This is a genomic window from Paenibacillus sp. FW104-T2, from assembly GCF_058789975.1.
Genome location: NZ_JBYTCE010000007.1, coordinates 77857 through 90705 on the forward strand (window position 1 = coordinate 77857; position 12849 = coordinate 90705).

Annotated in this window: 12 protein-coding genes; 5 read left to right on the plus strand and 7 right to left on the minus strand. The window is 48.7% G+C overall.

All coding sequences use genetic code 11. The features are described 5' to 3' along the window. Positions 1 to 259: 259 nt before the first annotated feature. From AC3WQ3_RS10965 to AC3WQ3_RS10975, 3 genes are read left to right on the plus strand one after another with little or no spacing between them, the layout of a single operon-like run. The gene (locus AC3WQ3_RS10965) at positions 260 to 541 is read left to right on the plus strand and encodes a hypothetical protein (RefSeq protein ID WP_154896511.1); all 282 of its coding nucleotides are present in this window, start codon (positions 260 to 262) and stop codon (positions 539 to 541) included. A gap of 18 nt (positions 542 to 559) precedes the next feature. Next, entirely contained in the window at positions 560 to 1894 is a 1335-nt protein-coding gene (locus tag AC3WQ3_RS10970; RefSeq protein WP_336783814.1) for a Tle-like phospholipase domain-containing protein, read from the plus strand. Positions 1895 to 1950: 56 nt separating this feature from the next. Further along, entirely contained in the window at positions 1951 to 2223 is a 273-nt protein-coding gene (locus AC3WQ3_RS10975) for a hypothetical protein (RefSeq protein ID WP_153976645.1), read from the plus strand. Positions 2224 to 2329: 106 nt separating this feature from the next. On the opposite strand, the gene AC3WQ3_RS10980 is transcribed toward AC3WQ3_RS10975, so the two are convergent. From AC3WQ3_RS10980 to AC3WQ3_RS10995, 4 genes are all read right to left on the minus strand, one after another. Further along, complete coding sequence (locus AC3WQ3_RS10980) at positions 2330 to 3112, minus strand: YcnI family copper-binding membrane protein (protein WP_336783813.1); 783 nt, start codon at positions 3110 to 3112, stop codon at positions 2330 to 2332. 30 nt (positions 3113 to 3142) lie between these two features. Beyond that, positions 3143 to 4837: a copper resistance CopC/CopD family protein gene (locus tag AC3WQ3_RS10985; protein ID WP_336783812.1), complete on the minus strand. Its 1695-nt coding sequence runs from the start codon at positions 4835 to 4837 to the stop codon at positions 3143 to 3145. A gap of 179 nt (positions 4838 to 5016) precedes the next feature. Further along, on the minus strand, positions 5017 to 5673 hold the full coding sequence (locus AC3WQ3_RS10990; RefSeq protein ID WP_336783811.1) for a response regulator: 657 nt from the start codon (positions 5671 to 5673) through the stop codon (positions 5017 to 5019). A 1-nt stretch (position 5674) separates the two neighbouring features. Then, a complete protein-coding gene (locus AC3WQ3_RS10995) occupies positions 5675 to 6505 on the minus strand; it encodes a sensor histidine kinase (RefSeq protein ID WP_492472271.1) in 831 nt (276 codons plus the stop codon). A 288-nt stretch (positions 6506 to 6793) separates the two neighbouring features. On the opposite strand from AC3WQ3_RS10995, the gene AC3WQ3_RS11000 reads away from it, so the two are divergent. Beyond that, on the plus strand, positions 6794 to 6961 hold the full coding sequence (locus AC3WQ3_RS11000; protein ID WP_167301679.1) for a hypothetical protein: 168 nt from the start codon (positions 6794 to 6796) through the stop codon (positions 6959 to 6961). Positions 6962 to 7103: 142 nt separating this feature from the next. Here the strand turns inward: AC3WQ3_RS11000 and AC3WQ3_RS11005 are convergent, their stop codons facing one another. The 3 genes from AC3WQ3_RS11005 to AC3WQ3_RS11015 all read right to left on the minus strand — a co-directional run bounded on the left by AC3WQ3_RS11005 (position 7104) and on the right by AC3WQ3_RS11015 (position 11510). Further along, positions 7104 to 8936, minus strand: coding sequence for a bifunctional diguanylate cyclase/phosphohydrolase (locus AC3WQ3_RS11005; protein ID WP_492472272.1), 1833 nt, complete (start codon positions 8934 to 8936; stop codon positions 7104 to 7106). 251 nt (positions 8937 to 9187) lie between these two features. Continuing rightward, positions 9188 to 9820: a DUF5317 domain-containing protein gene (locus AC3WQ3_RS11010; protein ID WP_336783808.1), complete on the minus strand. Its 633-nt coding sequence runs from the start codon at positions 9818 to 9820 to the stop codon at positions 9188 to 9190. A 247-nt stretch (positions 9821 to 10067) separates the two neighbouring features. After that, complete coding sequence (locus AC3WQ3_RS11015) at positions 10068 to 11510, minus strand: hypothetical protein (RefSeq protein WP_492472273.1); 1443 nt, start codon at positions 11508 to 11510, stop codon at positions 10068 to 10070. A 276-nt stretch (positions 11511 to 11786) separates the two neighbouring features. On the opposite strand from AC3WQ3_RS11015, the gene AC3WQ3_RS11020 reads away from it, so the two are divergent. Next, positions 11787 to 12818 (plus strand): BMP family lipoprotein, encoded by a 1032-nt coding sequence (locus AC3WQ3_RS11020; RefSeq protein WP_239305261.1) that lies wholly within the window; start codon positions 11787 to 11789, stop codon positions 12816 to 12818. The last annotated feature ends 31 nt before the right edge of the window (positions 12819 to 12849 follow it).

A 12849-nucleotide genomic window follows, 5' to 3' on the forward strand; every position in this document is an offset into this window, starting at 1 on the left:
AAATCAGGAAATTGGGTAATGTAACCCGAATACTTTAATGGAACCATTTAGGAAGAAAGTTATATAAAAACGATGCCGTGAGCCGATGTGGGCATGTTGATTTTGTACTATGATGCAGTTAACAAATGATTAGGGCGGATTCTAAAAGGCTGCTTAAAATTATGATCGAGGGGGGATTGGTATTCAACGTACGGGTGGGCTTAAAGGCTTCATTGCACTCATCATCATGGTTACTTTAATTTTGGGAGGCTGCAGCAATATGAAAGAAAGCGAGAAGCAAGCATTGTTCCAGGAGGCGGAAGCCAGTGTGATTCAGCACTTCAAGCAGAAATTTGAACTGGATGTCGTAATTACCAGCAAGGAACTGTTACCTGAAATGGCGGTTTCCCAGATTGGTCTGAAAGGGCATGTGAAGGACCATGAAGATCAAAGTTTCGGCATATCATACGATTACAAAAAGAAAACAACCAAAAATCTGGTCATAAGCCCGGAAATTGAAGAAGCAATCAAAGCAAAGGGCAATGACCCATACGCCAAATAAATTCAGGAGGTGTAATTATTGAGCAAACCGCCGAATATTGATGACGAGACATATAAAACATTATCCGACCTGGCCTACCAGGATCAAAAAACGGGTGATAAATTAACCGAACTTCCCGGATGGGAAGTGCTTGAAGGGACGGAAAGCAACAGATTGTCCGGCTTTGATGCCGTCACATTCTACAACCCGGAGACCAAGCAAGCAGTCATTTCATACCGCGGTACGGAGGGGAGTGCCTCTCTGGACAGATCTGTTCCCGATTTTGTTATGGATGGACGCATTGGTGGCGGCGAATTAATCCGCAAAGGCCAGCAAGAGACCAGCAAATTTGTCGATAGTCTTACACCGGAATGGCTCGACAAAGGTGTTGAGAACGTCAAGGATTTCACCGGGGTATCCAAAGTGGAAGATTGGGCCGGGGACAGAGTACGCGATGTGGAGAACTGGGCTGGCGACCGAGTGAAAGATATCGAGAAAACCGTGTCCCCAACAGGTTGGGCTAACCAGATGTATCAGGCCGAGAATTACGCGAATCATATGCAGGATAAGCATAGGGATCTGAATTTCTCGATGACAGGACATTCCCTTGGTGGGGGAAATGCACAGTATGCATCCGCGTACACAGGCATACCAGCAGTGACATTTAGCGCCCCATCCGTTATGGGTAACTTGACCCCGGAGGTACGCCGTCAGGCGGAAGCGGGTAAATTCGATGGCCAGATTACGAACTATGCGCATCCTGGCGATCTCGTAGCGAGCGGTACGCTTGGGGGATATGATCGGCATGTCGGATCAACCTATTACATCAATTCTGATTACGCGACAGCGAACGACGGTGTCAGCATCATAGACAAAGCGAAGAACTCTTTTGGCGGCGAAAACTATCACAGCCTTGATCAATATAACTTCAAGAATGGCTATATTTCCAATGAACTGTACGATCCGATTACCGGAGAGAGGATTGGTTATTCACCTCGTCTGATGGACTACTTGACTGGCTACAGCAAAAACATGGGGCCACGCCTATCGAAAACAGGTGTAGGCGGGGGAGCTGCAGGAGCTGCTTCCGGTCTGATTCAGGTAACGCCGGAAGAACTGAAGAGCGTCGCTTCCCGCTGGAAGCAAAATGCACAGCAGTGCAACGCTGAGCTCAATCAGGTGCGCAGCCGTATGGCTCAATATCTGCATACCAGCCGCAGTCGCAGACTGGAGCCCATTGTAACCCAGCTTGATGCGTCGATTAACGAATTAAGTACATGGCATATGAAGCATACGAGTCAATTCCTCGACTTCATTGATCAGAAAGCAGATGCCTTCCGCCAGGCGGATGAGAGTCCGGTTCATTTTAATTAAACAACGGAGCTGCCAGGAGATCGATAATGATATGTACATAAGGGGAGGGGATAGGCATGAGTGGACAATTGCTGGTGGAACTGAATGACCTTCGAATTGCGGAGAAGGAGCTTACACGGCTGCTTGCCCGCCTGCAGGCAGATGAGCAGGAAGCCAGAGCCCTGTATGCACGGCTGAATGACTGGAAGGGTCAGTCGGCTGACTACACCAGGCAGCAGATTGAAGGATTCTTCGCCGGGCTGTCCAGTCGAATCCATTCAATTGAACAGCAGAAGCAGAGCTTGCTGCAATATATTGAGATCATGATTCAGACGGATCAGGAACGCTAATCGTAAATTCTGAAACTATGGATGGGAAATCTCATCTAACAAGAAAGAGCCTTGGCATCTGCCAAGGCTCTTTTGTTACGTTTAACCATATTTTGAAGACTGCGTGTTATCTCTTTTTGTGGCGTGTTGCGAGTGCAATGCCCAGGAAGGACATAATCAATGCCAGAATCGATACGATCAGTGTTGCCTGCTGCAGCTTCAATGTACCCGGATCTGAATCCGTATTATTCGGCTCACCTGTAACCGTGTCGTTCAATGCATCGCCGAGCGTGGTATCATCGTCAGCCTTGGTATCGTCTGCAGCATTGTTATCTCCAGCAGCTGCTTCGTCATCGCTTGCATTGCCAGCTGTACCTGCGCTGTCATGGCCACCTGCTGCGGCTTGATTGCCTGCAGCTGCAGGATCTTCGCTAATAGCCGTAATACTGTGAGGTGTGCTGTCACTAGGTTGTCCTGTCCATTCTACGATACTGCCATCGCTATAGTATTGGAACGCATCCCAGGCTACTTCAGTTGCTGCATCCGGATTTTGTGCGACAAAGTTGAACTGTTGGAATTGTCCGGCGAGGATCCCCTCGTTATCTCCATCCACTTCCCAGGTAATCGATGTTACTTCATTTGAGCTGTTTTTCTCCGTAGTGATTTTCCATCCAGCCAGTGGCTGATATTGCTTGAATGCTACACCTTCCGGAACCTTCATCGTAATCTTGGTTGTTGGCAGATCCTTCTCGGAAGGGATCTTGATCGTGTATGTCTGCCATGCTCCGGTCTGTGCAGCCGCTGGGCTGACAGTGACGTGAGCACTCGCGAAGCCGGCGAACAGCATGAGCGCTGCAGCACCCGCCGCTATAGTGGATGTAAGTTTGGAAGTCCAGGATGTTCTTTTCAAAATAAATTACCCCTCTCTTTTTCTAAAAAATTATGGATTCGCTGTGTCGATCTCGAACTCGGTATCCAGTGAATCCAGGGATCGAGTGAGCAGGTGAACCTTGATGCTCCATCGTCCAGGCATGGAGATGTATTCTTCCGCCTGATATACGCCTGTATCGTTTTTTGGAATGGTGATTTCATAGATGCCCATGTCCATATCCAAGTGAGTCAGCGTTAAGGTGATCTGTTCCAGATCATTTACTACGCTGCCGTCAGGTGCTTTTACGCCAACCTCGAACTGATTCTCACCTGTAACATTGGGGCTGACCTGGAGCGTGATCGCTGAGCCATCGTCTGTGGTTTGCACTTCATTGAATGGACCAGCAGCTTCAGGTTGTCCGGGGGACAGATGGGTGAGTACAGCGGCCAGAGCCAGTACAACGGCACCTGTAGCTAGTTCTGCCTTAAGACTACCTGCCAGCCGGTTGCCTTTTCCATGTCTGGCCGTTCGGGCATGACGCCATGCGAATGCAATCATCACCAGCAGCAAAACGATCTTGGCGAGCAGCACGTAACCGTAAGTAGTGGTGAACAGGGACGTCAGTACAGGTTCGGGCAAAATAACCAAACTGCTATAGATCCCTGTAGCAACCAGAGCGGCTACAGCACCAATGCCCCAAGCTGCAAAGCGGCGGATAGCTCCCCAATACACCTCTCCTCGTACCTTCGGAGGCAGTTTGTCAGCCAGTGGAGGCAGACAAACTGCCATGGCTGTCAGGGCACCAATCCAGAATGCTGCTGCAATCAGGTGCACATAGTCCATGGTTATGGCAAGTGTACGCTGCTCGGCTGCAGCAGGATGGCCTGTCATAGCATGCGTGAGCAGCCATCCCAGTACAAGTACCAGTGAACCGTAAGATGACCAGATGCGGATCTTCAATGAGCGATCCCGGTCATATCCTGACAGGATTGTGACTGCAAGCAGCATCAGAATGAGCATTTGTGCCATCCAAATGAGGCCAAACGACGTTAGCTTCAAGGCACTGCCCATCAGTGCCCAGCTGAATTCATGGATAGCTACCCCTGACTCGTAAATCGTATTCAGCGGCAAACTGATGATTGCGGCAACAGAAGCTGCGGCATAGCTGATCCATAACAGCTTATAGCTGCCTGGCACCTCCATGGGCTCTCTTGCCATGGATGCCGGAGCAATCCGGAAGAGAAGGAAGGCGAGCGTGCCCAGGATGACAGACAAGGCAAGATATTGAATCCAATCGGTCAGCGACAGTATCCATTTGATTGGGCCGCCTGTTTGACCCGTGCCGGAGGTCAGGTCCGCCAGACCCGCAGGGGCACCTGACGGTTCCCCAATATGGAATACATAGGCTCCCTGAATGGGATGGCCATCAGCCGACACGGCTTTCCAGCTGACGGCATATGTACCGTTGCCAAGTCCGCTGCGCAGCCCCGTTTCAAGCACATGAGGACGCTCGGCGTCTATCTGCACGTTGCCGTCATCCGCTTGTGTACCGTCAGGTGCGGTAATTTTAATATCATAGAAGGCCGTTTGCAGCGATTCATTGAATTCCAGTGTCAAGCGCTCTGGAGCAGTGGCTACCAGCTCGTCCTCCCCTGGCGAGGCCTGAACAATATAAGCATGGGCTGAAGCCCATTGCGGCATAACCAGACAACACATGAGCAGCAGGGAAAGCATTACGGCCCAGTGCCGTTTATCCCATCTCATCGTAAAACGTCCTAAACTCAAAAAAACATCACCCTCAGGTTATAGAATTGTAGTTATTCTTCGGATGCCGATAACAATCTATACCATTATAACTTTGTCCAAAATAACGGCGTATGACTACATCGGGCTATAAAAAAACGATTATATTCCAAGAATTGTGACAAAAGCATGAATGCTTGCTACTTGCGCAGTTTTCGTCCGGCAAGGCCGCTTTCAAGTGCGTAGCGAGTCAGCTGAACACGGTTTTCGAGCTGCAGCTTCTGCAAAATATTTTTGAGATGATTTTTCACCGTTTGATCGGAAATGCCGAGCTGGTCTGCTATTTCGCGGTTCGTATACCCGGCGGATACCCACTGCAGAATCTCAAGCTCCCGTGTGGTAAGCGGGTTATCCGGCACATCTTCACTTCGGGGCGCAGGGAACTCCTGCAAAATCCGGTACGCCAGTTCCTTGCTGAGCGGTGCATCGTCTGATACGATCGCGTGCAGATATTCCAGCCAGGTGGAGGGAGCCAGGTTTTTGAGCAAATAACCCTGGGCACCCTGTTTCAGTGCTTCGAACAGATACGTTACATCGTCGGAGACCGTCACCATAACGATGATCACGTAAGGATAGCGGAGCTTGATCAGCCGAGTGGCTTCGAGACCATCCATATCGGGCATCTGTACGTCCATCAGAATAAGATCGGGCATCCACTGTTCGGTAAGTTCCAGTGCTTCCTGTCCATTTGATGCCGTACCAATGACTTCAAATAGGCTGTCTTCCGACAAAATGCTGCATATCGCTTCGCGCGCATGGGCATGGTCATCGACAACCAGTACACGTACATGTTCCATGTTAACCATCCCCTTTACCTATCGTCATTCGTGTTAAGCCGGGTTCGGAATGCAGAGAAAAGGACCAGCCCATCTGAATGGCACGCTCCTTCGTAATCCGCAATCCATATCGGTCCTTGAGGTGAAATGGATCGCCACTAACGCCTATGCCGTTATCCTGGATGCGAACAAACCAGGAGAGAGAGTTGCCCTCCGCTTCCACTTGAACATAGGAGGCCTGAGCGTGTTTGCGTACGTTAATCAGAGCTTCCCGAATGCAGGCGAGGAGCTCAACTTGTTCTTTTGGCGTAAAGAAATGACTGTCCAGTTCCCAATGAACCTGAGCTCCCGGTATCGTTTCCTGTGTTAGCGATTCGACCTGTCCCTGAAGTGAAACTCCTGTAGGCATGGCGGTATGGCCGGGCACATATCGCAGCTGGGCAATGGCCTGCCGGACATAGGTATTTACTTCGTGTACGGTCTTGCGGATTTCCTGAATTTCATGTTCGTGCCCGGTGCCGGCCATACTCCGCTCGGCTTTGTCAGTTTTGACTGACAAGAGAAAAAGGGATTGCGCAATCCCATCATGAAGTTCGCGGGCCAGCTGGTCCCTGGCCTCAAGGGCTGCCTTGGAGGCACGTTCCTGTTCCAGCGCCGCTCTTGCGCCTTCCAGCATCTTGAACAGTCGGCTCAGCAGCGTTACGCTGACAAGGTATACGATAACGGGAGTGAGCCAATTCCCCGCATCCATGGAGAGATAGGGCATTAAAAATTGATGACGTATGTATTCCCAGAGACCAACGGTTAATGTGGGAATCAGCAGGATCATCCACTTGATTTGTTTGTAGGACATGCATCCAGAACTCCTTTAATATCGACTCTTCGTACGAATCTATGCCCCATTATAACCCAACCTGTCCCTGGCACCTAGTCTGTTGATCTCGGAGGATGTATAGGTGGATACGGGAGTATATAGAAGGATATCTAAGAACGACATGTCGTGACAGAATGTCATGGAGTGTGAGGCTGGATGTATACGGGAGAGGGGAGCTGTGCCTGTTTTCCCTGAGGCGGAAGCTTCTTTATACTTATATAGAACGTGAATTCATGACAAACCATGTTAAGGAGTGAACGCAACAACATGAATCAAGAGGTATTGGAACGTCGTAGTGAGTTGCTCAAGAAGAATATTCATCAGATGCTTCTTCAAGACAATCAGCACGGAATCAGTCGCCAGGATAACATGTTTTTGCAGCAGATGATCAAAGAGCTGCATCAAACTTCACATGAGCTGAACACCACCCGTTAATTGGAATTGGTTCGTTAAGAACTGTCCTGAATTCCAAGATTGACTCATTGATGAAAATGAAAATGGCGCTATCCCCAATGGACCGGGGGTAGCGCTTTGGCATTATATAGGGATTTTGTGGACAGCCGTACGATGGCGTGCGTTAGGATAACAGCTGCTGTGCTGTCTTCTTCTGAATGTAACGGATGAAAAGCTCCGCCAGCTCAGGATCGAATTGGGAGCCTGCACATGCCCGCAGTTCGTTGATCGCTTCATCCACCGTTTTGGTTTTCTGATACGGTCGTTCGGTGGTCATCGCGTCGAATGAATCAATGACAGTCAGCATTCGGCACAAGCGGGGAATTTCACGGTCTCTTAAACCGTAGGGATATCCTTTGCCGTCAAACCGCTCATGATGCAATTCAATATACGGGATCAGATCGTTGAAACGTTCGTTGGTCATCACCATTTTTTTGCCCCAGGTGACATGTCCTTTAATCGTTTCCCATTCCTCTGCGGTAAGCTTTTCCTTTTTGTTCAGGATGGACCACGGAATCTCCAGCTTACCGATATCATGAATCAAAGCACCCAGTACAAACTGCCGTTTCTCCGCATTGTCGAGTTCCAGTAGCTCACTGAGATCCAGGGCGTATTTATATACTCTTTTGGAGTGTTTGAATGTGTCGATATCCTTGTACCTGAACAGGTTCAGTTGTTGCTCGATATCCCGCACATCCTGCACCAGGTCAATTTCATGTTCCATGCCGTCATTGCTGCCATGACGATGGACATTGTTTTTGCCTTGTTTTTTGGCATAATAGAGCGCCTTGTCAGCTTGGTCCACAAGCTGTGATTTATTGTACATATCGACCTGGTATCGTGCGACCCCGGCGGAGAAGGAGAGACAGCCATGCGGAAACACCTCGACCCCTTCAAACGGAGTATCGTTCAGCTGCTTGCGCAGTTTGTTCATAAAGGTATAGGCCTCGTCGAGCTCCATGCCTGGCATGAGCAGTGTGAATTCTTCCCCGCCATAACGAAAAGCAGTGACTCGGGTACCCTCCGTCTTGCGGTTTAGAAATTCTCCTAGCAGAGCAAGCAGACTGTCACCCTGCAGGTGACCGAAGCGGTCATTATACTTTTTGAAGTCATCAATATCGATTAGCCCCAAGGAGAGCGGGGTTCCTGCAGCACGGGCAGATGCGAGCTCGTTTTCCAGCATGTTTTCGAAGTGGCTGTGGTTAAAGAGACCGGTTCGTTGATCGGTATTTGCCTTTTCTTCAATGTTCTGGTACATCAGGAACAGCTGTTTGAACGCGTGAGATAACAGAATGCTGAGACTCAAGTAGAGCAGCAAGCCCAGAATGCCATTATGAATGACCAGTATGGTCAGCACCAGTGCCAGAATCAGTGTACATAGATAGACGAGCAGCGACTCGGTCACGAACGCACGTTTCATCTGCTGCAGAGCATCCTTGGTGGAGAAATGAAAGAATAAGCCCAGCGTGATCGTATTAATGATAAAGTATGCGGCAAGTGCTGCAAAATAAGGAAACAGGTTATACCCGTCCAGCGCTCCTGGAACACCGCCAGTCCATGTAAATATGGAAGCCGCTCCTGCAATCATAAGGCTGTAAATGCTGAAATTAACAATGTGTTTCCACCAGGCAAGCTGGCGATCCTTGATTAATAAAATGAGGGAAACGGGCAGGAGCACAGACAGGCTGAACGCACCGCCGAACATGAAGATACAGGCAAGATACACGGAAGAGTCCATGGATTGCTGATTACCCTTGGGTGGGATCTGAAAGGTGAAGTAATCCAGAATCAGCGCGGCACCCAGCATGGTATAGACCATAACCCATTCCCCAGTGGAGAGGTGCAGATAAGACAACTTGTTCATATACAGAAAAATACCGATGCCTGCACAGCTGAGCAAAACAACATACATGCTGCTTCGGTCTGCTTTATGGATAAGACTACGAATAAAGTTCATACAAATTCTCCTGCTTGGTTTAGTCGGCTCTTGATGTATAGATATCGGTTCGTACTATTTAGATGTATAACATAACAAGTTACCTGGTAAAAATCCAGAAAGAAAAAACAGGCCGCTGGCAGCCTGTTTGTCTTGGTTGGCAAGTATGTACTAGCCGCCCAGCTTGTATCCCGAAGTCAACGCGACAACGACAGAAGCTACGATGATTGCATTGATAACGATGCGGGAATATTTAATGCCTTCGAATTTTTTCATGGAAAAGACCTCCCTTCCTTGGAGTCTGTCCTAATCTCTTCAGGCCGGATGGGTGTCGCTGGCGTTGCAGCCTTGCCGGAACGATTCACCATCATGTACTGGATAAACAGGAATATACCAATGTTCATGACCACATCGCCGATGCTGATCACCTGGGTCCGCGGATAAGGACTGGAGAGCGGGATGATATCACCCAGGAAGGATAGGTGGGTAGATGCATCCATCATATAATGTTTCGATACCGCTCCACCTTCACGAAGCATATCCACATAGTAAGGTCCGAGTACAGCGGAAGCCTCCACCGAGACAGGCATGCGTCCACCATTCACCGCCATAACGATGAAATTAAGGAACACGCCAATCCAGATCAGCGTAAATCCCCGGTGATGCCGATTCAGCCACAGAAATGCAAGGCCTGTAACGTACACCGCCGCAAACAGATACCCGTTGATAGATGCAACCCAATCCAGTCTTTCCTGTAAGAAAAAGATAAGGAATTGGGCAAGCAGCAACAGTGGGAATATCCACCCGCCGCGAAGTTGAAGTGTTGCAAACTGGTGGAGACCATACCGGTACCCTCCCCGGAACAGTCCAACGATCAAACCGAGCAGAATGCCGTCATATACCATGATTAACTCCTGTCATTCAGATATGTGTCATTGCGGTTTCTTTTTGTGTACATATGTTATTCGACCTTTTACTGGTAAATCCTTCAAAGGAGAAATGATTTTGAAGAAGAATTTTGCAAAATAATAAATGAAAAGCCGTCTTTGCGGAACCATGGATAGAATCCATCGCGCGGTTCGCGAAAAACGGCTGTTTGTGTGACAAATTACGAGATTAATTCTAACAGGTTACAGGGTGCGCTAGCATGTTTTACTCCGATTCCCCGTTCAGATAATTGAAGAAAGGCTGATCTACCCAGAAGTTGTAGCTGGTAATGTCCGCATCTGGAGCAAGCTTCCGGAAGCCTTCCTGAATGCCTTTGGCATTCTCCTTCAATGAGAAGGATTGAGCGTAATAGTTGCCGAGTGCAATTTTGTTGTTGCTAATGACCGGGTAGTCCTGAACAGCTGTAGGTGAATAATACAGTGGTTGCCACCAGGAAGCATAAATGAGGGCAGAGGCATCATCGCTGTTCTTTTTGGCATATTTCAGAATAATGTCATTGAAGCGGGCCTTGTCCGCCGTGTTGTTGAATTCGAATTGAATGTCATATTCCTTGGCATACGCAATATAATTACCATTTTCAATTTGGGTCACCTTGTAATCCGGCGTTTCCTTGGGCTCACCCCATTCCTTCAAATAGATGAAGGCAGAGGTTTTCGGCTGGAATTGCACATCGGCATCAATGCCCTCGCTGCGAAGCAGGCCAATCAGCTGCACGGCGTGTTTGATATCGTCATGTCCATAAGTCAACGTCAGTTCATCGATAAAATTGGAATCGAAGCGGCTATCCTTCAGGTTGTAGCCTGTAACGAGGTCTTCCCGTAATGCCTGATCCACAATTTCTCTTAATTCGGGTGCTTCAATCAGATCCGCTGTGCGATACGCGGCATACAGTTTGGAGTAGATGTCGGCATCGCCAGAGCGTCCGATCTCGTGCTTGTATTTTCCCTGACTGGTCAATACCCGGCCAAGCAAGATGTTGGCAAAATCAGTACTCGCCGCTCCGCCCTTACGCAGAGCAGAATAGAGGCTTTCCGGAACCAGACCGGTATCGATGGCGGCGGCGAGCTCCTGAGCCGCCTGACCCTGAACGCGATTCGGGCTGATGCCAAGCTTGGTGAGCGCTTGCTTTGTTTTCTCTTCCGGATATGTATACGCAAGTTCCTTGAATCCAGCTGCCTTGACGGCAATGAATACCGCAGCATACGTGCTAAGGGTGTCATTGGCACGAACTTCTGTACCAGACAGGATACCATTATTATGTAGGGTGATGGCTGCATCATAAGATGAATCTACCGAGCTCAGATCGGTAAAAGCAGGAGCCTGGGTCTGACTACCGCTGGCTTCTTCCGTAGAGTCCGCTGCGGAATCTGCTCCAATAATAGCTGCTATGGCTTGAATGAACTCACCCTTGGTCAGCTGCAGTGGCAGCTGGATGCCGTATTTGGCCTGCAGGAACTGAGCATAATCGGCTGCACTCTCCGTATACACGGATGGAGTCTGGGATAGGGTTGCTTTTGCGGTTTGCGATGCAGATGGCACGACGGGCGAAGCGGATGCAGCGGAAACCGAAGCGGGCAAGCTCAGGCTGCCGATCGTGACTGGCGCGGCGAGCAGAGCCGCCAGTGTGAACTGGGTGATTTTTTTCATATGAATAGCCTCCTTAAGATATGGTTGGAAAATGAACAGTTTGCGCTATAATCCTGACAAAACCGATGTGAATTTAATAATTGGATTGACTTTAGCACGGCGAAGCCACCCATGTCAACGGAAAAAAGCCATTCTGGAGCGCTTCCCAAAGTATCTTCGTAGGTGATGAAATAATTATATTTAATTTGAATGTTTATGCACAAAGATTTATTGACAAGGATCGACAGTATCCGCTAGGATTATTAAAAAAAGATGTGGAAAAGGGGAATCTTCAAAATGAAAAGAGGCTTATCGTTCGTCTTATCGATCATCATGTTGGCAGTTTTGCTCGCGGCTTGTGGAACTTCGGCTTCCAAAGACGAACAATCGGCCCAAGGTGGCGACAGTGAGAAATCACTGCGCATGGCACTCGTACTTCCTGAAAAAATCGGGGTAAACCCGTTCTTTGTACAAATGGATGAAGGTTTCAAAAAAGCAGGCGAAGAGTTTAAAGTGGATACCAAAACGATCGAATCCACAGACCCGGCAGCATTCGAGCAAAATCTGCGTGCTGCGGTTGCGGAGAACTATGATCTGATTATTACAGCGACATTCCAGGCAGAAGATGCACTGAAAAAGGTGGCTGCCGAGAATCCGGACAAGTCTTTTGCCATTGTGGATACAACGGTTGATCTGCCTAACGTACGCAGCGTTGGTTTCCGTGAATACGAAGGAGCGTATCTGCTTGGTGCAGCTGCCGGACTATCTACCAAAACGGATAAAGTCGGCATGATCGCAGCGATGGACGTTCCATTGATCAAGAAATATACCGAAGGTTTCAAAGCGGGCCTGGAATCCGTTAACCCGGATGCAGAATTCCTCGTAAACTACGTTGGTGGCTTCAATGACCCGGCCAAGGCAAAAGAACTTGCATTGGTACAATTCGGCAAAGGGGCTGACTTCATCGCTGGTGCATCTGCAGTAGGTGACCTTGGCGTATTTGAAGCAGCGAAGGAAAAAGGCTTCTATACATCCGGTCAGGATACCGATCGCACGGTTGAAGATCCGGAGCACATCGTATTGTCCCAATTGAAATCCACAGATACGGTTGCTTATGAGACGGTGAAGGATTTCGTAGAAGGAAACTTCAAAGCAGGTGCTGTAAACTATGGCCTGAAAGAGGACGGTGTCGGTCTGACTTTCGTTACACGTGATAGCGAATCTGCACTGAGTGATTTTGTTGGACAAGAAGTTATCGACAAGGTAAAAGCAATTAATGAAGATATCGTATCCGGCAAAATCGTTGTGAAAGATCCATTGCAACAATAGTTTTGATTGTTTGATGGAATGGTATTGAACA